Source organism: Streptococcus infantis, from assembly GCF_047464155.1.
Lineage (GTDB): Bacteria > Bacillota > Bacilli > Lactobacillales > Streptococcaceae > Streptococcus > Streptococcus infantis_U.
Window position 1 is genome coordinate 305305 of the sequence record NZ_JASHCL010000003.1, and the last position, 24198, is coordinate 329502.

General features: G+C 41.0%; 31 protein-coding genes. All 31 read left to right on the forward strand.

Annotated features, from left to right (window positions below; genetic code table 11):
* Positions 1-5: 5 nt before the first annotated feature.
* The 31 genes from QM810_RS07780 to QM810_RS07930 all read left to right on the forward strand — a co-directional run bounded on the left by QM810_RS07780 (position 6) and on the right by QM810_RS07930 (position 24192).
* Entirely contained in the window at positions 6-2291 is a 2286-nt protein-coding gene (locus QM810_RS07780) for an AAA family ATPase (protein WP_414254447.1), read from the forward strand.
* 234 nt (positions 2292-2525) lie between these two features.
* The gene (locus tag QM810_RS07785; protein ID WP_414254448.1) at positions 2526-2927 is read left to right on the forward strand and encodes a RusA family crossover junction endodeoxyribonuclease; all 402 of its coding nucleotides are present in this window, start codon (positions 2526-2528) and stop codon (positions 2925-2927) included.
* A complete protein-coding gene (locus QM810_RS07790; protein WP_414254449.1) occupies positions 2924-3139 on the forward strand; it encodes a hypothetical protein in 216 nt (71 codons plus the stop codon). Before QM810_RS07785 ends, QM810_RS07790 begins: the two co-directional genes overlap by 4 nt.
* 3 nt (positions 3140-3142) lie before the next feature.
* Complete coding sequence (locus tag QM810_RS07795; protein ID WP_414254450.1) at positions 3143-3331, forward strand: hypothetical protein; 189 nt, start codon at positions 3143-3145, stop codon at positions 3329-3331.
* A complete protein-coding gene (locus QM810_RS07800) occupies positions 3324-3995 on the forward strand; it encodes a DUF1642 domain-containing protein (protein WP_414254451.1) in 672 nt (223 codons plus the stop codon). The genes QM810_RS07795 and QM810_RS07800 overlap by 8 nt, the downstream gene beginning before the upstream one ends.
* Positions 3992-4195 carry a type II toxin-antitoxin system VapB family antitoxin gene (locus QM810_RS07805; RefSeq protein ID WP_414254452.1) on the forward strand — a complete coding sequence of 68 codons (204 nt, stop codon included), beginning with the start codon at positions 3992-3994 and terminating at the stop codon, positions 4193-4195. The genes QM810_RS07800 and QM810_RS07805 overlap by 4 nt, the downstream gene beginning before the upstream one ends.
* Positions 4192-4587, forward strand: coding sequence for a YopX family protein (locus tag QM810_RS07810; protein WP_414254453.1), 396 nt, complete (start codon positions 4192-4194; stop codon positions 4585-4587). The genes QM810_RS07805 and QM810_RS07810 overlap by 4 nt, the downstream gene beginning before the upstream one ends.
* The gene (locus tag QM810_RS07815; RefSeq protein ID WP_414254454.1) at positions 4584-4952 is read left to right on the forward strand and encodes a hypothetical protein; all 369 of its coding nucleotides are present in this window, start codon (positions 4584-4586) and stop codon (positions 4950-4952) included. The genes QM810_RS07810 and QM810_RS07815 overlap by 4 nt, the downstream gene beginning before the upstream one ends.
* A gap of 20 nt (positions 4953-4972) precedes the next feature.
* The gene (locus QM810_RS07820; protein ID WP_414254455.1) at positions 4973-5212 is read left to right on the forward strand and encodes a DUF3310 domain-containing protein; all 240 of its coding nucleotides are present in this window, start codon (positions 4973-4975) and stop codon (positions 5210-5212) included.
* Entirely contained in the window at positions 5202-5627 is a 426-nt protein-coding gene (locus QM810_RS07825; RefSeq protein WP_414254456.1) for a helix-turn-helix domain-containing protein, read from the forward strand. Before QM810_RS07820 ends, QM810_RS07825 begins: the two co-directional genes overlap by 11 nt.
* Before the next feature lie 86 nt (positions 5628-5713).
* The gene (locus tag QM810_RS07830) at positions 5714-6016 is read left to right on the forward strand and encodes a DUF1492 domain-containing protein (RefSeq protein WP_414254457.1); all 303 of its coding nucleotides are present in this window, start codon (positions 5714-5716) and stop codon (positions 6014-6016) included.
* Positions 6017-6298: 282 nt separating this feature from the next.
* Complete coding sequence (locus QM810_RS07835; protein WP_414254458.1) at positions 6299-6739, forward strand: terminase small subunit; 441 nt, start codon at positions 6299-6301, stop codon at positions 6737-6739.
* A complete protein-coding gene (locus QM810_RS07840; RefSeq protein ID WP_414254459.1) occupies positions 6717-8015 on the forward strand; it encodes a PBSX family phage terminase large subunit in 1299 nt (432 codons plus the stop codon). The genes QM810_RS07835 and QM810_RS07840 overlap by 23 nt, the downstream gene beginning before the upstream one ends.
* A gap of 11 nt (positions 8016-8026) precedes the next feature.
* A complete protein-coding gene (locus QM810_RS07845) occupies positions 8027-9439 on the forward strand; it encodes a phage portal protein (RefSeq protein ID WP_414254460.1) in 1413 nt (470 codons plus the stop codon).
* Complete coding sequence (locus QM810_RS07850) at positions 9402-11438, forward strand: minor capsid protein (RefSeq protein WP_414254461.1); 2037 nt, start codon at positions 9402-9404, stop codon at positions 11436-11438. The genes QM810_RS07845 and QM810_RS07850 overlap by 38 nt, the downstream gene beginning before the upstream one ends.
* Positions 11439-11448: 10 nt before the next feature.
* Positions 11449-11664 carry a hypothetical protein gene (locus QM810_RS07855; protein WP_414254462.1) on the forward strand — a complete coding sequence of 72 codons (216 nt, stop codon included), beginning with the start codon at positions 11449-11451 and terminating at the stop codon, positions 11662-11664.
* Positions 11665-11988: 324 nt separating this feature from the next.
* Entirely contained in the window at positions 11989-12507 is a 519-nt protein-coding gene (locus QM810_RS07860; RefSeq protein ID WP_414254463.1) for a DUF4355 domain-containing protein, read from the forward strand.
* A 27-nt stretch (positions 12508-12534) separates the two neighbouring features.
* On the forward strand, positions 12535-13548 hold the full coding sequence (locus QM810_RS07865; protein ID WP_414254464.1) for a carbohydrate-binding protein: 1014 nt from the start codon (positions 12535-12537) through the stop codon (positions 13546-13548).
* 13 nt (positions 13549-13561) lie between these two features.
* A complete protein-coding gene (locus QM810_RS07870) occupies positions 13562-13771 on the forward strand; it encodes a hypothetical protein (RefSeq protein ID WP_414254465.1) in 210 nt (69 codons plus the stop codon).
* A gap of 8 nt (positions 13772-13779) precedes the next feature.
* A complete protein-coding gene (locus QM810_RS07875; RefSeq protein ID WP_414254466.1) occupies positions 13780-14091 on the forward strand; it encodes a phage head-tail connector protein in 312 nt (103 codons plus the stop codon).
* Positions 14072-14410, forward strand: coding sequence for a hypothetical protein (locus tag QM810_RS07880; protein WP_414254467.1), 339 nt, complete (start codon positions 14072-14074; stop codon positions 14408-14410). Before QM810_RS07875 ends, QM810_RS07880 begins: the two co-directional genes overlap by 20 nt.
* Complete coding sequence (locus tag QM810_RS07885) at positions 14385-14897, forward strand: HK97-gp10 family putative phage morphogenesis protein (protein ID WP_414254468.1); 513 nt, start codon at positions 14385-14387, stop codon at positions 14895-14897. Before QM810_RS07880 ends, QM810_RS07885 begins: the two co-directional genes overlap by 26 nt.
* Complete coding sequence (locus QM810_RS07890; protein ID WP_414254469.1) at positions 14894-15262, forward strand: hypothetical protein; 369 nt, start codon at positions 14894-14896, stop codon at positions 15260-15262. The genes QM810_RS07885 and QM810_RS07890 overlap by 4 nt, the downstream gene beginning before the upstream one ends.
* Positions 15263-15265: 3 nt before the next feature.
* On the forward strand, positions 15266-15679 hold the full coding sequence (locus QM810_RS07895; RefSeq protein ID WP_414254470.1) for a phage tail tube protein: 414 nt from the start codon (positions 15266-15268) through the stop codon (positions 15677-15679).
* Between the two features lie 4 nt (positions 15680-15683).
* On the forward strand, positions 15684-16070 hold the full coding sequence (locus QM810_RS07900; protein WP_414254471.1) for a DUF6096 family protein: 387 nt from the start codon (positions 15684-15686) through the stop codon (positions 16068-16070).
* A gap of 50 nt (positions 16071-16120) precedes the next feature.
* On the forward strand, positions 16121-16462 hold the full coding sequence (locus QM810_RS07905) for a hypothetical protein (RefSeq protein WP_414254472.1): 342 nt from the start codon (positions 16121-16123) through the stop codon (positions 16460-16462).
* Positions 16463-19777 (forward strand): hypothetical protein, encoded by a 3315-nt coding sequence (locus QM810_RS07910; RefSeq protein ID WP_414254473.1) that lies wholly within the window; start codon positions 16463-16465, stop codon positions 19775-19777.
* 11 nt (positions 19778-19788) lie between these two features.
* Positions 19789-20139, forward strand: coding sequence for a DUF6711 family protein (locus tag QM810_RS07915; protein WP_414254474.1), 351 nt, complete (start codon positions 19789-19791; stop codon positions 20137-20139).
* 7 nt (positions 20140-20146) lie between these two features.
* A complete protein-coding gene (locus QM810_RS07920; RefSeq protein WP_414254475.1) occupies positions 20147-23347 on the forward strand; it encodes a tail fiber domain-containing protein in 3201 nt (1066 codons plus the stop codon).
* 11 nt (positions 23348-23358) lie between these two features.
* The gene (locus tag QM810_RS07925) at positions 23359-23571 is read left to right on the forward strand and encodes a hypothetical protein (protein ID WP_414254476.1); all 213 of its coding nucleotides are present in this window, start codon (positions 23359-23361) and stop codon (positions 23569-23571) included.
* Positions 23572-23574: 3 nt separating this feature from the next.
* Positions 23575-24192, forward strand: coding sequence for a hypothetical protein (locus QM810_RS07930; protein WP_414254477.1), 618 nt, complete (start codon positions 23575-23577; stop codon positions 24190-24192).
* Positions 24193-24198: the final 6 nt, after the last annotated feature.

A 24198-nucleotide genomic window follows, 5' to 3' on the forward strand; every position in this document is an offset into this window, starting at 1 on the left:
AAACAGTGGCAGAGAATGATTTTAACTTATTGCCGTTGCTGGATTACATCAATCCTGCCACGGTAGACTACCAGACATGGGTAAATGTGGGCATGGCCCTTAAACACGAAGGATACACGGCATCCGATTGGGACAACTGGTCGCAAAATGATAGCCGGTATAAAAAATTTGAATGCTTCAAGAAATGGGATACTTTCAATGAAGAAGCTGGAACTATCGTGACCGGTGCAACAATAACCCAACTCGCAAAAGAAAATGGTTGGGTATCTCAATCTGGCTATGACAGCGAGAATGCTCATGAATTAGGTTGGACAGATACAATCGACCGTGACTATCGCGTCATCGACAAGGACTGGATTGAAGGAAAGGAAATCCACGAGCCGACTATTTGGAATCCGGTTCAGGAAATTATCAAATACCTTGAAACACTTTTTGAAGCTAGCGAAAATGTTGGATACGTTACTGAATGTTATCCAAAGACTGACGACGAAACAGGTGAGATTGTCAAATGGCTGCCAACTAAGGGAGCTTACGACCGTACTGCTGGACAATTGATTGAAGCTCTTAGTAAATGTAATGGAGATATCGGTGCAGTCCTGGGCGATTACCATGAAGAAGCTGGCGCATGGGTTCGATTCAATCCTATGGATGGCAAGGGTGCCAAGAACGAAAACGTGACAGATTTCAGATATGCCCTGGTTGAATCCGACAGCATGCCGATTGACAAGCAAAACGCAATCTATAAAGAACTTGAATTGCCGATTGTAGCCCTGGTCCACAGTGGAAATAAATCACTGCACGCTATCGTCAAAGTAGATGCTAAGAACTACGAAGAATATCGTAATCGTGTTGATTATCTTTATAAAATCTGTCAGAAAAACGGAATCGTCGTCGACACACAAAACAGAAATCCAAGCAGACTATCACGCATGCCAGGTTTTATCCGAAATGGCCAAAAGCAATTCTTAGTAGATACGAACATCGGTAAAGCTGATTGGGATGAGTGGTATCAGTACATCGAAGATTTGAACGATGATTTACCTGATCCAGAATCACTTTCGGATAGCTGGGATAATTTACCAGAATTGGCTCCTGAATTGATTAAAGGAGTTCTTCGTCAAGGCCATAAAATGCTGATTGCCGGACCTTCAAAAGCTGGTAAGTCATTCGCACTGATAGAGATGTCGATTGCGATTGCTGAAGGGAAGAAGTGGCTTGGTTGGGATTGTACCCAAGGACGTGTCCTCTACGTCAACCTGGAGCTAGACCGACCATCCGCCTTACATCGCTTCCGAGATGTCTATCAAGCTATGGGATTGGCTCCGCAAAATATCAACAACATCGATATCTGGAACCTTCGTGGGAAGACCGTACCGATGGACAAGCTGACGCCTAAGCTCATCCGTCGAGCTTTGAAAAAGAACTATATCGCAGTCATCATCGACCCGATTTACAAGGTCTTAACCGGTGACGAGAACAGCGCAGACCAGATGGCGCACTTCACCAATCAATTTGATAAGGTGGCGACAGAGCTAGGCTCTAGTGTTATCTACTGCCACCATCATTCAAAAGGTTCTCAAGGTGGTAAGAAATCAATGGACCGCGCCAGTGGTTCGGGTGTATTCGCTCGAGATCCTGACGCACTTATCGACTTAGTAGAGTTGGAAGTGTCAGAAGAATTATTGACGCAGCGTTTGAACCAAGCGACATGCGAGGTTTACAAACAGGCTTTACAAGAACGAAATAACGCTTATTACCAACAGAATGTCGGACTAGATGACCTCTTGAGCCCTGTGCAGATGAGAACGCACTTTGAAAAAGGTATCGATGATGTCATGGTTCGGGCTCCATACGTGGACAAGCTCGAAGAAGTACGCAAGCAAATCCAAATAGCAACTGCATGGCGTGTAGAAGGTACGCTTCGCGAGTTCGCCAAATTCAAGCCGGTGAACATGTGGTTCAGTTATCCAGTACACGCGCTTGATAAAACGGGCGTGCTGGCGGATATTCAATTGGATGATGATAAACCAGGGTGGATGAAAGCCAAAGAAACTCGCAAAAAGAACGCAAAGGAAGACAAAAAGCAAAAATTGATAGAGTTTGACGAAGCAATCGAAAACGCGAATTTCGGCGAGCCACCATCAAAAGAAGATGTAGCTGAGTTTTTAGGAATTTCTGTAAAAACAGTTACTCGCAGATTGAATTCATCTAAAAAATATTGGTTCGACAAGAACTCAAATTCGATAAAAGAAAAAGGACAAGACCATAAAAACGTGGTTGTGTCCGAATAGGACAACACCATAAAATCATGGTTATGTCTTTGTCCTAAAAAGGACAGACAAGACCATAAAAACGTGGTTGTGTCCGAATAGGACAGACAACTATATATTATATATATAGATAATGTCCTGTCGTCCATCATGTCCATACCTGTATAGACAGGGTTGCTTAAAACGCACCCTGTCATATACAAGGTCCATGGACTTAACGCGAAATTTAAAAAAGAAAGGAGTACATTTTTAAAAATGTTAATTGAATTCTTTTTACCGATGCAAAAAATTCCGACTACAACACACCAACAAAAAAAGGTAAACGTACAATTTGAAAAGCCAATCTTTTATGAGCCGGCAGACTTGAAAAATGCCAGGGCGAAATTTGAGAGCTTGCTCGCGCAGCATGTCCCTCCAAATAAAATCAAAGGAGCGATTCGGCTGACTGTTAAGTGGTGCTTCCCTCGTATCAAAAAAAGTTACGATGGCCAGTACAAAACCACGAAGCCAGACACGGACAACTTGCAGAAGTTACTCAAGGATTGCATGACTAAGCTTGGCTATTGGCAAGATGATGCCCAGGTAGCCAGTGAGATTGTCGAAAAGTTCTGGGCAGACACAGTCGGAATCTATATCAAAGTTGAGGAATTGAAATGAAGATTGATTACATTGATTTCTTTAGCAGACAAATTCCAGAATGGATGGCACGCAGCAATCAGAAAAGCCAAGAGGTCGGTTTTGGAACCGATGCTTATTGGCAATGGGCGGTGTCGTCAATCGGAGAAATTTGCAAACAATACAATGATGATGAACTGGTGACAGAACAATTCGGTTTGCTCTTTAACTGGTTAGAAAAACAAGCAGGTTAAACTATGGAATATAGCAAACAAACAATAATTGAAGCTTTGGAGCACTCGATTGAGAAAACCAAAGAGGAAATCGAAAAATACTCGAAAGATTGCAACGGACGATTTGCGCAAGGAAGAACTGCACATCGTGAATTTCTGAAGAAAGAACTGAAGAGATTGGAGAAACAGTTGGAGGGATTGAAAAATGAATAAAAAAGAATTGATTGAGAGAATCAAAAACTTGCCATTTTCATATATACATAATGAGCCGTACTTGAACAAAGAAGTTGTTTTAGAGTTTGCCAAACATCTAGACGAACCCGAAACAGGGCACGCAGACGAAGCGCCTCGTTATGTCAAGAACATACTTGCACGATTGCGAGAATTGCCAGTGCACGATCGTGAAGTTTGGCTAAAGGCTATCATGGGTGAATTTGAGCAAGATTTCAGTCGTGCAAAATGGCGCGAAGGCTACGAGCAAGGTAAAGTTGAGGGCATGGTTGAACGTGATAAAGTCAAAATTCCGCAGTTTGTGGCGGATTATATCGAATGGACAAAAGAAGAAGATTATCATTTGTTAGGTGCAATGGGCACAATCATGACTAGTATAAGAAAAAATCTTTACGAATGGTTTTATGATGATGACAACATTGAACTTTTCGCCCGTGCATGGCTGGACGGCTACGAGGTCGAGAAAGAACCGAAGTATACGGTTAAGATTAAAGCAACAAAACACTACTTTGCAAAAGATGGTAATGGACGTATATATTTCTCTCTCAAGTATGAAAGTGCGTTTACAAAAATTGAGTTAGAGAAAGTAAATCTCGGCTGGGTGTTCGATTGCGAGGGTATTGAAGTCGAGGAGGTTGAAGAATGAAAAAATTTACAGTTACTTTAACCGATGATCTGTTCGCACATCTCGAAGCACTAAAACTATACTATGGATATTCAACTAGATCTGAAATTGTCGAGAAAGCACTAGATGAATTGATTAAGAAGCATAGTAGCAACGATATTTTTCGGTATTATCTAAGCGAAGCAAGAAATAGATTGAAAGCCAAGGAGGTCACAGAATGATACCAAAATTTAGAGCGTGGTTAAAAAACGACAAAGAAATGATTGATGTAGATGAAATACATTGGTTTCATGAGGGGATTGATTTTATTGGTGATGGTATAACTTTCAGTCGTGGCGCTGACGAAATCGAACTTATGCAATCAACAGGCCTTTTTGACAGAAATGGCAAGGAAATCTTTGAGGGGGATATTATTACAAATGGTCCAGATGTTATGTGTATGAAGAGACATAACACGCTAGGTTTTTATGTGGAGGAAAAAGGCAAGGTTGAATTTATTGCAGACAGTGCAGTTTTAGAGGATTTTGAAGAGGATGCTAAAGAGATTGCTGATAGACTTGAAATCATCGGCAATATCTACGAAAATACAGAGCTTTTGGAGGGCGACAAATGAGACCTTGTAAATATCCATATTCAGGAAGAAAAAAGCAAGAAACACCGTCGCCATTATTTTCTGCACGACCAATTTTTAACACAGCTCCAATTATAGAAGAAGTTAAGATTGAGTTCGAGGTTGAAGCTGATATCGGGCGTTCATATCCAGGAATGTTAATACATTTAGATATTTCTGGATATGGTAATAGAACACATTCTGTACATAGATTCCCTTATATTTTTCTGACTGTCAGCGAGTCAATCCAACTGAAGATGCTTTTCTATAAAAGGCTTAGAGAATTTACTACTGATCGTCTCTTGACGTTTAGAGAATCTGATTGGAAGTTCTTTATCCAAGATTTGATCAACGAATTTGTGAATTAGAAAGTTAGTGAGGAGAGACAATGAAACCTGAAAGAAATGACAACGTAAACAAACCGAATCACTACCAAGGCTCAAAAGGTCTCGAAAGTATTGAAGTAATTGACAACTTTATTGGCGACTTGCCAGGTAAGGCTGCATGGTGTTGGGGGAATGCTATCAAGTATTTACTCCGATTCCAGAAGAAGAACGGTCTTGAAGATTTGAAGAAGGCTAGAAAGAACCTTGATTGGTTGATTGAGGAAATGGAGAATGACCAATAATAAAATAACATTTGCAGAACAATTCAAATCATGGAGATTATCTAATAATTTTAACCAAACTGAAGCAGCCAGACACCTTGGAGTATCGCCTGAAGTAGTTCATTACTGGGAAAAAGGAATCGTACAACCAACGGATAGTAAGCTTTTAACTATATGTGAAGAGTTAGACTTTGATCCGCATTTGTTTTTGAAAAAGAAAACAAACCCATTCGCAGAAGAATTAAAGAAAAGACGTAGTGAGTTGGGAATGACACAAACAGAATTGAGTCATGAACTGGGATATAGTAGAGATTCTATCGTAAGCTGGGAGTTAGGAAAGATTCCATCCAGATGCGCATTGGAAGATATCTGCTCGTACTTTGGAATGGAGGTGGAAGTTTGGGAAAAACTATTGAGAAGGAACTTAAGAAGTTAAAGTTTAAAAATATTAAAATCCAATCCTTGCATTATGAAATTATCAATCTAAGAGCTGGCATTGTTAAAGGGCAAAGTTTCGATGGTATGCCAAAAAGTCCAAGTAATGATAATCGAACAGAAGAAATGAATATCAAGGCTATTGATCGTATCGCAGAACTTTATCATGAAATCGAGCTATTATATAAAGAACAAGAGGAATTGATTAAAGCCATCGAAGACCTTGATGACCCAGTAGAGAATATTGTGATGCGCTTACTTTATATCGATGGCTTATCTTGGAATCAAGTGGAAAGAAAACTAAATTGCAGTCTAGCTACTATCCAACGAGCCAGAGACAAATCTCTAGTCAAACTTTCTAAAATGTTTGATAGTAATGATAGTAAATGATAGTTTTAAAGTGTTATTATGATAGTATCGAATAGACGGTACGAGATAACGTTTCACGGAGATTTGCCTCCTTATTTTGTTTCATTTCAGTTACCGTCTATTTACTTTGGGAATAACAGGTCTCTCATAGGAGAGATAAGGTTCTAGACCTTGCATAAGCCGATTCGTCGACATCGGCATGGATGCCAGTGGGCGCAAATCACACTATTCTCATGAGAGGTCTTAATGAAGTCACACATACGTGTGGCTTTTTGATTTTTAAGAAGTGGAGGTGATGGAAAATTGAATGATTTAACGATAAAACAAAAGAAGTTTGCAGATGAGTACATCATCTCAGGTAATGCGACTGAATCTTATAAGAAAGCGGGTTATCGCGCTTCTAGTGATAGAGTGGCAGGTGTTGAAGGTCACAAATTACTAAAGAATCCTAAGATTAAAACCTATATAGATGAGCGACTGAAACAGCTTGATTCTGAAAAGATTGCAGATCAGCAAGAGGTCTTAGGTTATCTAACTTCAGTAATGCGAGGGGAGACTCAAGAACAGACCCTCTGTAGTATCGGCGAACTTGGACAACAAGTTATTGATATCGATGTCGGAGCTAAAGATAGAATTAAAGCTGCTGAACTTTTAGGAAAACGTCACAGACTTTGGACTGATAAAGTAGAGGCAGACGTTTCTGGAACGGTGGTGTTTGCGAATGAGTCAGACATACCAGATTAAACAGAACGATATTGTTGTAGACCTACCGAAGATGGTAGGAGCTGGATATGGGCAGTTCTGGCGATCGAGAAATCTTTATCGTGTCGTCAAAGGGTCCCGTGGTTCGAAGAAGTCGAAGACGACTGCTTTGAATTATGTTACCCGTATTTTGAAATATCCCTGGGCTAACTTGCTTGTTATTCGTAGATACTCAAACACGAACAAGCAATCGACCTACACGGATTTTAAGTGGGCAGCTAACCAACTAAAAGTCGCTCATAAGTTCAAATTCAATGAGTCGTTGCCTGAGATAACCGTCAAGGAGACAGGTCAGAAGATTCTCTTCCGCGGTTTGGATGATGAACTTAAAATCACATCTATCACGGTTGATGTAGGTATCTTATGTTGGGCATGGTTTGAAGAAGCGTATCAAATCGAAACTGAAGATAAGTTCAGTACGGTCGTTGAGTCTATTCGTGGTAGCTTAGATGTTCCTGATTTCTTTAAACAAATCACAGTCACGTTTAACCCGTGGAACGAGAGGCATTGGCTCAAACGCGTCTTTTTTGACGAAGAGACTAGACGAGCCGATACACTTTCGATGACGACTACCTATCGATGCAACGAGTGGCTTGATGAAGTCGATATCAAACGCTATGAGGATTTGTATCACACGAATCCAAGGCGTGCGAGAATCGTCTGCGACGGTGAGTGGGGTGTTGCTGAAGGTTTAATCTACAACAACGTGACCGTCAAGGAGTTTGACAAAGATGAGCTTCTTCAAAATCCCGACAACAAGTTGTGCATCGGCCTTGACTTTGGTTTCACTCACGATCCAACCGCTTTGTGTTGCTCGTTGATAAACGACAAAACAAAAGAAATACACATCTTTGACGAAGCGTACAGAGTCGGTCTGATAACCAAGGAAGTCGCTAAGATGATAAAGAACAAAGGGTATCATCGCTCTACAATCATCGCAGATAGTGCAGAGTCTCGGCTGATTGAAGAGCTTAGGTCAGAGCATGGCATATCTCGAATAAAAGAAAGCAGGAAAGGAAAGGATAGTATCATGGCAGGTGTATCCAAATTGCAAGGATACGCTATTTATGTGCATCCAAGTTGTGAACATATCATGGATGAATTTTATAGTTACTGCTATCAGCGGGATAAAGAAGGCAATTGGTTAAACAAGCCAGAAGATAAGAACAACCACTTGATGGACGCGCTACGATATAGTCTTCAATGTATTGAAGGTGTCAAAGCTACTGTCCGCAGACGGTCAGATTTTGGTTTATAGAAAGGAATTAAATGTATCAGATTTTAACTTATCCGAGAGAGGGATACGATGAAACAGCTTTGAGTAAAGAATTGATTTACAAGCTGATTCAGAAACACACACAAGAACGCCAACGCTTGAAGGAACTTAAAAGCTACTACCTTGGTGAACATGCTATTTTAAATCATGAGCGACGAAATAAGAACGCTCCGAACTTTAAAACAGTAGCAAATCATGCGAAGGACATTGCAGACACGGCCACAGGTTACTTTATGGGCAACGCTGTTAAGTATAACAACACTGCGGATGGCGATATCGAATCATTGTTGGTGGCATTTGATGGCGCCGAAATTGACCAGGTCGACACACAGAATGCATTGAACATGTCTATCTATGGTCGCGCTTATGAATACATCTACGCAAAAGAAGGACTGACTGAACTTGATTCGACTAGTGTAGATCCCGAGAATGTATTCCTGGTTTACGATGATAGTATCGAACGCAAGGTTCTCTTTGCAGTGTACTACTACGAAATCAAGGATGATACAAAGGATGCTACCAAGTATCAAGCGGAAGTCTTTACTCAAAATCTGCATTACCACATTGTGCTGCGTGATTCAAGCACAGGAACAACACAGAATGAACAAGTAGAACCTCATAATCTTGGTCAGGTTCCGATTATCGAATATCGAAACAACCACTTTGCAATTGGTGATTATGAACAACAGATTAGCTTGATTGATGCTTACAACTCGTTGATGGGTAATCGTGTAAATGACAAAGAACAAGCAGTCGAATCTATTCTCGTATTGTACGGTGCACAATTGGCTGATAACCCGGAAGATGCCAGAGAAGCAATGAGCATCCTTGCTGAAGAAGGACTTTTGGAGTTGCCAACAGATGCCAAAGCTGATTTCTTGAAGAATGCCCTGGACGAGAACGCTACTGAAATCTTGCGCAAGGCATTGAAGGAAGACATCTACACATTCAGCCATGTGCCGAATCTGACAGATGAAAACTTTGCAGGTAATAGCTCGGGCGTAGCTATGGAATTTAAGCTGCTAGGTCTTGAGATGATTACTAAGACCAAGGAAGCGAATTACAAACGTGGTATTCGTCAACGTATCAGCATTTTTGCTCATTATTTAGGTATGCAGCAGATTGCTTTTGAGGCACACTCAATCGTGCCACAATTTAGCCGTGGTTTGCCTAAGAACTTGCTTGAATTGTCACAGGTTATCAATAATCTGGAAGGTAAGGTGTCGCTTCGTCAGCTTATTTCTCTTTTGCCATTCGTTGAAGATCCTGACGCTGAATTGGAAGACCTCGAAGAAGAGAAAGAAAAAAACATGGAACGTGTGCCATTCTTTAATCAGGCAAACACGAAGCCGGACGAAGAGGTGACGGATGAAGAACCAGGACTATTGGACCAAGAGGAAGGCTAATCTCATCTATGAGCAGATGGACAAGGCAGAGAAGCAAGCAGACAAGTTTGATAAAGTCTACAAAGAGTCAAAAGCTTATTTAGATAAACAAATCAACAAGATCTTTGACAAGTTTCAACGTGATTACGGTTTGAGTGAGCGTGATGCTCGTCATGTTTTGAAAAACACGAAGGACCAAAAAGACCTGAATGAACTTCGCAAAGTTCTTGAAGCAAGACCGGACGACCCGAATATTCAAAGGTTACTGGCTGATTTGGACAGTCCGGCTTACGCTTATCGCATGAAACGACTTGAACGGTTAAGCGCTGACTTGGATTCGATGCGTGAGTCTATCTATCATTCTGAGAAGAAAGGCTCAGATGCCTTTTACAGCGACTTGATGAAGGATAGCTATTACAAGGCTACTTTTGACTTGCAGCAGCAAACAGGACTTGCTTATAGCTTCTCCGACTTACCTGAAACAGAAATCAAACGTCTACAAGGTCTAAAATGGACGGGAGAGGCCTATTCGGACAGAATATGGTCAAATACTGGGGAGCTCGCTTCAAGTGTGAAAGATGAGCTTTTGGTAAGCCTTATGACTGGCCGAAGTGTAAGAGATACATCTCAAGCAATCGCTGAACGTTTTGAGGTTGGCAAAAACAAAGCTAGGCGCTTGGTTCGAACAGAATCAGCGTTCTTTCATAATCAGATGGAACTGCTCAGCTATGAAGATGCTGAGATTACAAAGTATCGCTTCGTAGCGGTTTTAGACAAGCGCACGTCTCACATTTGCCAGGAGCACGACAACAAGGTTTACGATACGGACAAGGCTGTTCCTGGCGTGAACTATCCACCTTTACATCCTTGGTGTAGGTCTACGACTATCGCACACGATGATAATATCGACTACAGCAAGTTAGAACGTAGGGCTAGAAATCCTGAAACAGGAAAGGTCGAGTACGTACCTGCTGATATGAGTTATAAAGAATGGTATGATAAGTATGTAGCCGATAAGGACGTTGTTAAGATTGACTTTTCTAAACTTACCCCAGAAGAAATTAACAATCTTGATTTTGACGATCTTATGAAATATTATGAGTGGGTCGAAGAGCAAGAGAAGCTAAAAGCTAAACAAAAAGAATTACAGGCAGAAGCAGAGAGAAAACTTTTAGAAGAACGAGAAAACAAAGTTCCTAAAACTCGTCGTGATTTAGTTTCACGTATAGAAGAGAGACTTAGAACGACGAATTTTGTTGATGTTTTCGGAGAAGAAAATGCACAAGTTCTTTTAAGAGAATTGCGCTTCTTCCCGAATGATGATTTTGTAAATTCTGTCTACGGTTCAGTAGATAAATTATCTTTTGCTAAAGTAAAAGAAATGTCTTCTCATGTATCTGGTACACAAATTAATTTGGCAAAAGGCGATTTTATTTACAACAAGGAATTTAATCAAAAGGCACATTCAATCGTTCTTCATGAATTGACTCATGGTATCGATAATGTTGCAAGTTATTTTGGCACCCCAGAATTAGGAGCCAAAGCGTTTAGCAGTCAGTATGACTTGTACAATGTCATAAAAAAAGATATGGATAATTATATTTTCGGGGATATGAAGCTCAAAAGAGGAGCGTCTATAGATGAGAAACGAAACTTCTTTGAACTTCGCCAAGCCAAAGTAAGAGATTTTAAATCGGAATTACTTGAACTAGCAAAGAAATTAAACCCGGAAATTCGTCCCGAAGCGAATGCGGAGGTTGGTGCATTCGCTTCGGATATGATGAGTTCTTTTCGAAGTGCGGAATATGGTTCCCAGAATTTCAATCATTCGGATTCGTATTGGAAAAATAAAGCACATCGAGGGATGGAATTTATTGCGGAATATACTCAAGCACAAATGACCCCTGAAATAAAAACGTTTTATGACAAAGTTTTCCCAAATTCTGTTAAAATATACAACAAGATATTTGAAGATATTTCAAAATTGAAATTAGAAAACAAAAAGCCGATTGTTTGGTAAGGAGGTCAGGATGTTTTTTTGGAAGAATGAAAAAATTTATAATCAATTCAAAGAAATCAGTGAGAGATACAATAGTCATTTTGGTGAAGATTTTCCTGTGTATTTGATAATCCCTTTCGAGGTAGACGAGGAAGCTATTTCGAAATATAATTCAGTCGTGGATTCGTGCATTAAGAAAAATGAAGCGTTTGAAAAACCGATTGATTACGACGACAGAATTTATTAAGCACCTAGAGAAATCTAAGTGCTTTTTTCGTGCTCAGAAAGGAGGGGCGCATGTTTATTTGGGAATGGGTGCTAATTGCTTTAGGGTGGTTGATATTTATACCACTGGTATCTTTTATCTTTTTGTTTATCAAAAATTTAAACAAAGAGCTTAAGAAAAGAAAGTAGGTGATCCGACATCTTGACTCGCAGGAATAGACTGCTATCTATATCGCATTTCTAACCGTATATAACCTATACGGTTTTCTTATTGTCCGAGCATTGAAGACATAAAAAGCCATGGAATTATACAGTCGGGGACGACTTTAAAAATAGGAGGTTCGTAATGAACGAAGAAACACAAACAGTCGAAACGGTTGAAGTACCAGAGGTACCTGCAGAACCTACTATCGAGAAACAACCGCAAGACGAGAAGAAGTACACAGACGCAGAAGTTGATGAAATCATCAACAAGAAGTTTGCTAAGTGGAAATCAGAGCAAGAAGCTAAGGAAAACGAAGCTAAGAAGCTTGCTAAAATGAACGCTGACGAGAAACAAAAATATCAGTTAGATCAGCGTGAGCAAGAACTAGCCAATCGTGAACAAGCTATTGCTCGTAAGGAATTGACCGCAGAAGCTAAGGCAATGTTAAGTGAACGTGGCTTACCAGTTGAATTAGTAAACGTGGTTGATTTGTCAAACGCTGAAGCTGTGACTGAATCAGTCGCAAGCATTCAGAAAACTTGGGAGGATGCAGTCCAGAAAGGTGTATCTGACCGAATGAAGGGTAGCGCACCTATCAAGACTGCGCCAACAAATCAGCAAGAAGTTGTAGAAAAATGGAAAAAAGACTTTTTGCACTAAAAAAATAAAAAAATGAGGTAAATATAAATGGCATTTGAATCAATTAACACAGCAGAATCACGCAAGCGCCATCTTGGAATTATTGAAGATGTTCTTGCGGTGAATTCATACGCAACACCACTCTTGACACCAAGCGAAGCAGTAACTCTTGACGGTCGCTCATTCACTGTTGCAACAGGAAACACAACTGGTCTTAAAGACTACAAACGTAACCAAGAAAACGAATTTGATTACGTTGAAACTGAAGAAAAGGTCTACACTCTTGATGAAGAAAAATACTGGGGCCGTTTCGTTGACAAGTTGGACGAACGTGACTCAAACGGTCAAGTAAATATCGAATATGTAATCGCTCGTCAAGCTGCTGAAGTTGTAGCTCCATACCTTGACAAACTTCGTTTTGATGCAGCACTTGGTAATGTAAGCGAAAATGTTGTTATGGGTAACACAGCAGGCGCAAACAACGCTTACAATGCAGTTCTTGACGTTTCTGAAAAATTGGATGAGCTTGGAATCACTAAAGAACGTTTGCTCTTTGTTACTCCAAGCTTCTACAAGGCTATCAAATCTGAAATCGTACGCTTGCCACAAGGTGATGCTGATAAAAAAGTCCTTGGTAAAGGATACGTTGGTGAGTTGGATGACTACACAGTCTACAAAGTACCTTCTAAATTCTTGCCAAATGTACACGCCCTTGCAGCAGCACCTGGTGTTGTGACATCTCCAATTCAGATTGACAACACTAAGTACAACGACAACGTGCCTGGTCGATTTGGTGAATTGGTAGAGCAATTGCTTTACACTGGAGCTTATGTTCTTGAACATTTCCAAAAATACATCATCACAATTGCAAATGCTAAACCTGCTGCTAAAGAGTCAGCTCAAGGTAAGACAGTGAATCGTGCGAAAGCATGGAAGTCTGGTTCAGATTACAAAAAAGGCGACACAGTGACTCATGAAGATAAAGTCTATGTTGCTATCAAAGACATCACTGGATCAACCAACAAACCAGATTCTGACTCAGCTAACTGGAAGGTTAAATAACGAGGCTTGACCCATGAAAGTCAGAGTCAAGCAAGCGTTCAATGATTGGCAAGCTAATGTAGTTCGACAAGAGAACGAAATCTTTGAGATGACAGAAGGACGCTTTGACGAACTGTCGCACAATCTCAAGGAAGGGTTCTCGGTCGATATCGCAGATGTAGTTGAAGTCATTGACGAAGAAGAAACCGAAGCACAAGGAGACGAGACGACTCCTTTAGATTAGGAGGTCTTATGGAACTTGGAAAACTTAAAATATTGACAGGCGAGAGCGACGAAGCAGTCCTCTCGTCTTTGATTTTACGGGCAGAAAATATCATTTTATCAGAAACTAATCGAGACAATCTAATACCTGCGCTTGAAAGACTTATTCCGGAGCTTGTAATCGAGCTCTATAATCGTTCAGGAAGCGAGGGAGAGCAGTCAAGAAGCGAGGGCGGTATATCTGTTACCTACGGAGAAAACGGATTGTCTACGGGCATTTTACAACGTATTCGGATGCATCGTTTAGCGAGGGTGGCAGGCCATGTTTTTGAAAAAGAATAGACTGAAACCTTATAACCTCAAACGGTTCAAGAAAATCGTGACAGATGAGGGAATCGCTAAGGAAGGGTACACTGAAGCGGTTGAAGAAGTTCGGCTTGAATTATGGCCAGCGAGTAGCAAACTACAATCTGAGATTTACGGTGAACGCTTGAATGATATCCTTAATGCGAACGCGAGCAAGGATGCGAATATCAACGTCAAAGATGGCGTTTGTATCGAAAGCAAGACAGAAGTCACGCATCGGGTTATTTCAAAGAAAGTATACAGTCAACATCAAGTTTTGGAGGTAGAACGTGTCAGAGCTTCTAGGGGCAGATAGCCTCATAGCTAAATGTCGTAAATTGTACGGTGCAAAAGCGACCGATATTACTAGTCAAGCAGTCTTGCATGCATCTAAGACCATTGTCCAGGCAGATGCTAAACTAAGAGCGCCATCGAATGAAGGCGAACTAAGAAACAGTATCAAAGCAAGGGTTAAAGTTGAGGGGGACCGAGTTTTTGGTGAGGTTTACACAAATCTACACTATGCTCCATATGTTGAGCTCGGAACTGGTCCAAAAGGACTAGCTAGCCACGCTGGGATTTCTCCTGACGTGAACGTGTCTTATCGCTCCACGCCTTGGTTCGTGCATGAAGACCAGATTGACGTAGGAAAGTATCACTTCCAAAAAATGGGAGAGTTCTACAAGATGTACGGTCAGCCAGCGCAACCGTACTTGTATCCTGCCTTGAAAGACAATCACGACCGTATATCAAACAACATTTCAAAATACGTTAGTAGAAAGATTAGAGAACAGATAAGATGATTAATATTAAGCCAGTTATTTTTAAAGAATTGCAGAAGGTCGCAGATAATGTGACCGACACTTATCCGAGCGATTGGGAGCACTTCCCAGTCGTTATTTTTTTGGAAGAACAAAACAAGCCAGGCGACTGGTTCGACGATAAGGAACAAAAAACATCAATTCGCTATAAGGTTGATATCTTCGATAATGATAGCACTAGCAACCTTGCAGTTAAAATCAATGAGATTTTCGCTTCATTAGGCCTGCGTAGGATTGAAAGTCAAGATATCCCTGACCCCTCTCATTTGAGGCATAAATTGATGAGATTTGAAGGTATTGTCGACCTTGACTCTGAGCTTGTTTATCAATACAGAATGGAGAATTAATACATGTTAGCAAATGGAATTACGCTGTCTTATGGAACAGCTAAAGGAACTTATACCAAACTTGCAGGACTAAAAGAAGTACCTGAATTCGGTATTGAACCTGAAAAGGTTGAAAATACCACCCTTGAAGACAAGGTTAAAAAATATGAGTTCGGTATTGGCGATGCTGGGGAGCTTGAATACAAATTCGCTTATAAAAACGACGGGGCAGATGCTCCTTACCGTGTTTTGCGTAACGCAGCAGACAACAAAACTAAGCTCTTCTTTGAACAAACCTACCCAGACAACACCAAGGTCAAATTTGAAGGACAGGTATCTGTCAAACTTGGCGGTGGTGGTGTGAACTCTGTTATTGAGTTTACTCTTAAAATTGCACTACAATCTGAACTTGAATTCACAGACGGAATTGGAGGTTAATTAGATGGCTCTACCATATACGACATGGAAGGTCAGCGAGGACAAGGAGTTGAAACTCCGCCTTACTTCCTTGCAAGGGACTAAAGTTGAAGAAAAAATTGGAGCAAACTTGCTCAAGGTATTTATGCCTGAAGAAGGTGAAACTTTCACATTACCTCCTTTAAAGGTGATGTTGCTCTTAACTCATGGAGCGCTTCAAAAATACGAGCACGGTATTTCATTTGAAGATACATCTGACCTTTACGACGAGTATGTCGATAATGGTGGAGACCAGGCAGCGTTCATGGCGGATGTTATCTTGCCATTGCTCCAAGTTTCGGGTTTTATGCCACGGGAGAAACCAAGCAAGAAGAAAGCTCCCAAGAAAACCAAACTGGAAGTAGTCGAGTAGAACAGACTACAGTTACATCTATAACTGAAATGGTTGAGAGGCTTTACCCTATGTTTCTAGACATTGGGGGGGAGCCTCTCGTTTTTTGGGATTTAACGGTTCTTGAAATCAGAGACCTGATTGAAAGTTACAACCGTGTTAGGATCCAAAAACAAAAAGACAAAATTATTGAGTCGTACAGGCTTTCGCAAATGATTGCTAATAATGTTTCTTTGTTACTCTCGAAAGATGCTAAACCGCTTGAGGTTTGGGACTATGCGCCTGAATTATTCCAGGAAGAGAGAGAACAAGTCGAGAAGGCAAGGCAACAAGAAGAAATGCAATTGCATAAAGAATGCATGCGCATGTTTGCTGAAAGTCACAACAGGAAATTTAAGACGAAAGGAGAATAAATGGGAGTTACTCTTGATGAGCTCAAGGTTATGATCGATGCTGAAATTGCGCCTTTCAAAAATAAAATGAAAGAAGTAGAGAACAGGGTCAAAGATGCATCTGGTAAGGTGCAAGAGTCAACTAACAAAATCAAAACTCAGTCAGGATCCATGCTAGGCGTTTTTGGTAAATTAGCTAAATTCGCTGGTTTTGCTTATCTTGGTAAGAAATTGTTAGATGTCGGCATGTACTCTACGCAGATGGCTCTTGAAGTCACGGCATCAGTCAACCAAATCAAGCGCCAAATGGGTGAGAGCTCGCAGACATTCTTAAAATGGGTAAATGACAACGCAAATGCTATGAATATGGGCGTTGGTGAAGCGACAAAATACGGGGCGGTATATTCAAATCTATTTTCTGGTTTTATCAAAGACTCAAACAAGCTGAGCGCCTACACTGCTAAGATGCTTCAGACATCTGCAGTTGTAGCTGAAGGTTCAGGTCGTAGCATTACAGATGTCATGGAGCGTATTCGCTCTGGTTTGCTAGGGAACACCGAAGCAATTGAGGACCTAGGAATCAACGTTGGAGTAGCTATGATTGAGTCCACTGAGGCTTTCAAGCGTTTTGCAAATGGTCAAAGCTGGGACCAACTCGATTACCAAACGCAACAACAGATTCGACTTATGGCTATCCTGGAACAAGCGACCGCCAAATATGGTACAACCTTGTCCCAATCGGTCAACGGACGAATCAGCTTGTTTAAATCATTGCTGAAAGATGCCGCACTTAACGTAGGGAACGCATTCTTACCAATCGTGAACGCAGTCATGCCAGTCTTGAACTCGTTCGCTATGGTGCTGAAGAATGTTACTGCTAAATTGGCCGAATTTATCGCTTTGATGTTTAACAAAAAAGCGACTGTAAAAGACGGTGGTGTAGCTGGAGCAGTCAATGACATGAATGGTTCATTGCAAGATGCAGCAGGCGGTGCAGGCGACCTAGCAGATGCCATGGGTGACGCAGATGATGCTTCAGGTGGTATGGCCGATAACCTCGACGATACAGCCAAGTCAGCTAAAAAAGCCGTTAAGGAATTACTTGGTCTAATGGGATTTGACGAGATTAACCTTTTAAACAAAAAAGACGACCCTGACGACGGAGACGGAGCTGGAAAAGGTAAAGGTGGCGGTGGTGGAGGCAAAGGTAAGAAAGGAAAGGGAGGCGGTGGCGGACCTTTCAAAGATATCTTGCCAGAAGTTGCTCTAACCGACATGGACAATCAATTCAAGAGCATTTTTGACGGTTTAGGAAACAAGCTGAAAGGACTATCTGACCTCTTTAGCAAAGGTTTCACTGCTGCATTCAGAGCTGAAGGTTTAGAACGTATCAAGATTGGTCTTGGTCAAATCAAGACGACACTTGAAGAAATCGCTACTGATCCACGGGTCGTTAATGCCTTCAATGGCATGACTAAGAAAATCGCTTATGCACTAGGGCAGATTGTGGGTTCTATCGGTACGGTCGGAGTTGGTATCGGTGTTTTCCTTGCTGAAAGCATCGCAAATGGTCTAGGGCGCCAAAAAGAGCGCATCATCCGCGCTCTGGTGGCGGAATTTGAGAACACGGGTAATATGTTTGCCTCGGCCGGAAACATCGCTCAAGCGTTCGCAGACGGCTTCTACGATGTCATTACATCGACTGGTGCTATTCGTATTGGAAGTTCGGTTGTGTCGTCTATTTTAGCGATTCGTTCAAGTATTGTAGAGATTAGCTACAAGTTTGGTGGCGACCTTATGAAAGGTATCGAGCGAATTGTTACAGATAACATGCCTGGCATTGCTGAGATTTTCTCAAATACTTTGTCTGACATCGCTCCGATTTTCGAGAGTGCAGAACAAGCAATTAATGATATGGTCGACTCAATCAGTCGTGTGTATGATAATTATATTAGACCGTCGATTGAATCATCAACTAAGGCTATATCTGGTTTTGTTAGCGTATTTGTAAAAGGATGGAACAATCATATCCAACCGGTCATCAAGAAAATCGGCCAAGGTTTCGCTGATACAATCGGTAAGCACATTTCACCATTGATTCAAAAGATTTTGGACATGGTCGCTAGCTTCCAAGAAATGTCACAAGTCATCAATGCTTATTTAGCACCAGTTATCAGCTTTATTGTTGAACAATTAACGAAAGTTCTAGCTCCAACTCTTGAATATATCGGAGAAGTCTTCCGTGTATTATTTAATACTGCTGCAGATATTTTGGGAGGAATAGCTGACTTTGTTAAGGGTGTGTTTGATATCATCACAGGTATTCTTACGAGTGATATGAGTAAGATTTTTGATGGTTTCACCGAAACGGGCGATGCTATCATGAGCATCTTGTCTACAATCTTAACTGGATTGTTAGATTTAACAGTAGCAGTTTTGAAAGTTATCTGGGATACGATTGTAGCAATCTTCCAAGGAATTTGGGATGGTATTGTGGCTATCTTCACACCTCTCGGAGAATGGTTCGCTGGCGTGTTTCAAGCTGCATGGGATGGAATTGTTGCCATTTTCACGGATTTGGCAACATGGTTCGGTGACCGCTGGGCGGAAGTGAAAACTGCACTTTCAAACATCGGCACCTGGTTCACAGATATGTTCCAGAAAGCTTGGAATGGGCTTACTGGTATATTTGCTAATATCGGCACTTGGTTCGGCGAAAGATGGAACGACGTCACGAATGCACTTGCTAACGTAGCTACTTGGTTTGGAAGTATCTTCTCAAGCGCTTATAATGCAGTGGTTAACGCATTTAGTAGCATTGGAGGCTTCTTTAGTGGCGTTTGGTCAACTGTCAAGAGTATCTTTGTTAACGCAGGTCAAGCAGTCGGTAGCGCAGTAGGTGGAGCCTTTAGAAGCGCAGTTAACGCAGTGCTTGGAACGATTGAGAATGTAGTCAACGGCTTCATCAGCATGATCAATGGCGTTATTGGTATGATTAACAAAATCCCTGGCGTATCTCTAGGAAGCATTGGTTATGTCAGCCTTCCTCGTTTGGCCCGTGGTGGTATCGTTGATAGTCCTACCGTAGCCATGATTGGTGAAGCTGGTAAAGAGGTTGTTATGCCACTTGAAAACACTGGCTTCTTGCAGACCATGGGTCGTATCGTAGGCGGTGCCGTAGTCAACGCTCTAGGTGGTAACTTGACACAGTCAAGCGGCTTCAGTGGCAGTGGTGACATCGTTATTCAAATCGGTGGCCATGAGTTTGGTCGTGTGGCCATTCAAGAAATCAATAGAGAACAGGAACGTGCAGGACAAGTCTTGCTTAACATTTAAAGGGAGGTAAAATGGCACGCTTAATTATCAATGGGGTGGCTGTTAAGCCTCCCAAATCTTTTCAGGTCGGTATCCAGGATATCGACGGAGAAACAGGGCGTAACGCAAACGGAGACATGGTGCGTGACCGTATCACGACCAAACGCAAATTGGACTGTGAATGGGGCATGCTGACTCAAGGTGAAATGAGCCAGATTTTAAATGCCGTAGCTCCTGAATTCTTTGCGGTGTCTTATCCGGATCCAATACATGGTCAAACAACAAAAACGTTCTACGTTGGTGATAGAACGGCTCCGAGTTATTCGTTTACAAACGAACTCAAACCTTGGTCTGGTGCTAAGTTCAATCTGATAGAAAGGTAGGTAGAACATGGATATATTCAGACGACATAAATTCAATGAAGCGATGTTCGCTAAAAACCGTACTCTTGCTATCAGAGTAGGACGGTATCAATCAAGTGATATCAAAGAAGCTAATTTTGAGTACGGCTACATCAAAGGCGATACTTATAAGCCCGGCGGAACATGCGCAGGCAGTGCTAAAATCGTCTTTACGAGCATCATTACCACTTTCAATAAGTTAGATAAGATTTACCCTGAAATTGGCCTTTTGGTCGATGGAACCTATGAATGGGTTAAAATGGGAGAGTATTTTATCAACGACATTGAAATTGACCGAAACCGTAACACGACTACGCTTGATCTAATGGACGGAATGTTTAAGTTGAACCGTGAATATGTCACAGACTTAACCTACCCAGCAGATATTAAAAATGTGATCAAAGAAATCTGTTTAAAAACAGGTGTCGAACTTGCCAATGAAAACATAGGTATTGCATCTATGAATTATCAAATTGACAAGGTGCCTGAAAATAAAAAAATGACATTTCGAGATGTTTTGAGCTTATCGACTCAAATGCTTGGGATGTCTTGTTTTTTCAACCGGGAAGGGAAACTTGAAATCAAAGGGTTGACTGATTCGGGTATCACGATTACAGCAGATAATTACTTCTTACACGGCTTAACTAGAAGTGAAGTTGAGTATCAAATCGCAGGGATAACCTGTAAAAAGGATAAAGAAACACTCACGGTTGGATTGCGTACAGGTCGTTCTCTTGAAATTGAGAATGTGTTGATGTACCAGTCTGCCTTAGACAACCTCTATTACAATATCAAGGATATCAGGTACTATCCGTTTAGCCTGAATTATCAAGGGTATCTATTACTTGATGTTGGCCAATGGGTGACCATCAAAACCAACACAGGGGAGAAGTTCAAATCTCCAATTTTGAGTCAATCTTTCAACTTCAAAGGCGGGCTTCGTGGTCGTATTAGTGCCGACAGCAAAGCTGGCAACGATGCGCAATATTCGTACGCTGGAACCATAACAAAAAAGATTTTACAATTTGATAACTTTGAAGCTCAACTTCAAAATAAAATTGAAGAAGCAGATAGAGAGTTCGACGCTAAGGTTGACCAAATCAAGCAAGATTTTAGTGATCAAATCAAGCTTGTTGAAGCTAAAACCGAAGAAGATAAACGTGCGTTATCTGAAGAAATCAACAGAAGGTTTCAAGATTTCAGTCCAGCTGGATTTGACGAAGCCAAAGCAAAAGCAGAAGAAGCCTTAAAAAAGGCTGGCACAAGCTCTGATTTAGCGGAGCAAGTGAAAGGGTTAGTAGATACAACAAGACAAAATCTTGATACTTTCAAAAGCCAAGTATACAACAATTTCGTAACTGATAATCAATTAAGAAGCGACTTATCGACTGCTAAAACCGAATTGAAGAAGTATGTCAAAGAAGAAACAGACGAGAAGACAAGCGCTATTCGTGAAACAATCGCAAATGGATTCGTCGCAAAAAGCACTTACCTTGAAAATGTCGAAGGCGTTAACCAACGTTTTGAAACCCTCAAACGAGATAACGAAATCAAACTAGCCGATTACAAGCAAGGTATTGACGGACGATTTGCTAATTTCGCAAGTCAAATGGCTGGCAAGGTCAATCAAATAGACTTTCAACGTGTGAGAGAAACGGCCCAACTCTATGAGCGAATTTTAGGGAATACTGATAACGGTATTGCTGATAATGTGTCGCGAATGGCTCTTACGAGTCAGTTATTTCAAGTTGAAGTTGCAAAAAATGTCGGAGATAGTCGAAATTTCGTCAGAAATGCTGATTTTCGAGAGGGTTCAAAGAATTGGACGTTGAAAACTTCAAATGGTTTAAATATCAATTTCGACCACTCAATCACACAACGAAAGCAAACTGGAGCGCATATTTACGGACAAGTTACAAATAGCACTTCTGGATTTGAACAGAAAATCAAAATCACTTCAAAAAGTGGTAGTAAAATTACGCTTTCTCTTTTGCTTTCAAAAGACGGTGAAGCAAGATTTAGCGGTTTAAGAATTGGATTGCAGTTACGCAATAATAATTCGGATATTTCACAACTTTGGAAAGATATTCCAAATAGGGATATTCCGTGGGAGAAATACAAGCGACTTGATTTCACGTTTGACATTGGCTCGGATATTGATGAAGTTGTTTTGAAACTTTACGGAGAGCAAGGAAAGACAATCAACCTTTATATCTCGGAAATCAAGCTAGAAACTGGAAGTCAAGCGACATCATTCACGCTTGCTCCAGAGGATACTGAAGAAGCTATTGCAGGCACAAATTCAAAACTTGAAGCAACACGGACACAAGTCACTCAACTCGCTGGCTCATACGCAATCAGGAATCTGAATAGCGCTGGTGACTTAATCAACGGTATCAATTTCGCTGCTAACGGGAACAACCGTATCATTGGTCGAGCTACTCACATCTCAGGAGAAACGCTGATCGATAATGCTGTTATCAAGTCAGCCATGATTGACAAGCTGAAGACTGCCAATTTTGAAGCTGGCTCAGTGACTACCAATATTTTGGGAGCTGAGGCAGTAACCGCTGAGAAGGTTAAATTTGATACTGCATTCATCCAGCGGTTGGTATCACAACAAGCATTTATCAATGAGTTGTTTGCGAAACAAGCGACTATTACTAAAATACAGTCTATTGATTTCACAGGAAATCACATCAAAGGTGGTCGAATTTCCTCGCTAAACGGGAAAGCCACATTTGACTTACAAAGCGGTTGGATCGATATGAACCAACCTGGAGTTGGTATCAGAAATCAATTCGCTGGGCGACCTATCCAATATCTCGTTTTCGGACAAGGTTCGCTTCATGGTAAAGATGGCTCATATACCACTTTAATGTCGAACTCTAACAACAAAGTAGCAATGGACGACGGTGCAGCGGGTATTCAAATTTGGAATACAAACGATAATACGAGCGCAGTCAATATTTATGGCGACATGATTGACTTCATGTATAATGCGAGCGATCCACGGTCAATTCATTTTGACACGATAAAAAACGAAATTTCAAACCTTGAAACCATTTGGATAAAAGGAAAATCACTTGAAATTATTTTGAATGATATTTTTTGGAATTTCCGAGTATTATTTGACGGTGGAGCAAATCTTCCTTACGGCGTTTATAAATACTGGAATGGCAACAAATAGAAAGGTAAATAATGAACCAAGCAGACGAAGTTATTAACGACCTAGCTATTCAACTCGCAAACAAAGCGATTGAATGCGCAAATTACAAAGCGCTATACAAAGAAGCTCAAGTTAAACTTAAAGAAACACAAGAGCAACTTTTGAAAGTCAACAAAGTCTTACAATCAGATGAAAAACTAAAAGAATTGTTTGACGAAATCGCAGAAGAATTAGAAAAGGAATAATATATGCCATTTAAAATTATCAACAAATATTTGCAAGAAAACAACCGTACATTCGTTGCAATTCGTCAAGATGCACCATACACGGCATTTGACCGTGTTTTAATTGGTAATCACATGAATGAGTCAGATGAAGATTTGATTAAGGCAGTTATTGCTCAAGTAACGACTGAATTTAATCCAGCGGAAGGTGTTAAAAAGCTTCAGGAAGACTTGCAAACACAAGCACAAGAATATGAAGCCAAGCTCGCTGAGAAAGATGCAAAAATCGCAGAAGTTAAGGCAGTAGCAGATTGGGCGGTATTGGTTCGTGTGACCGATGTTGACCATCCGCTGGATCCTACATTGTTTAAACGTGGCCTTGAATTGGTTGACTTAGGTCAGACTGGGAAAACTTATCAACCACAAGAAATTTTTGCGCTTGAGAACCCTGGGCATGTCGAGAAGTTCCAGGAAGGTAAGCGTGTGATGGTTCAAGTTAATGAAGCCTTCATTTATCAAGGGCAAACACTTGAAGAGCTCGCAGACCTTGAACGAAACGGCAAGCTAGGTATCTGGAAGTGGGAACCACCTAAGGCACCAAAGGAAAGTAACGAGCTTGAAACCGAGCCAGTACCACGTTAGAAAGGA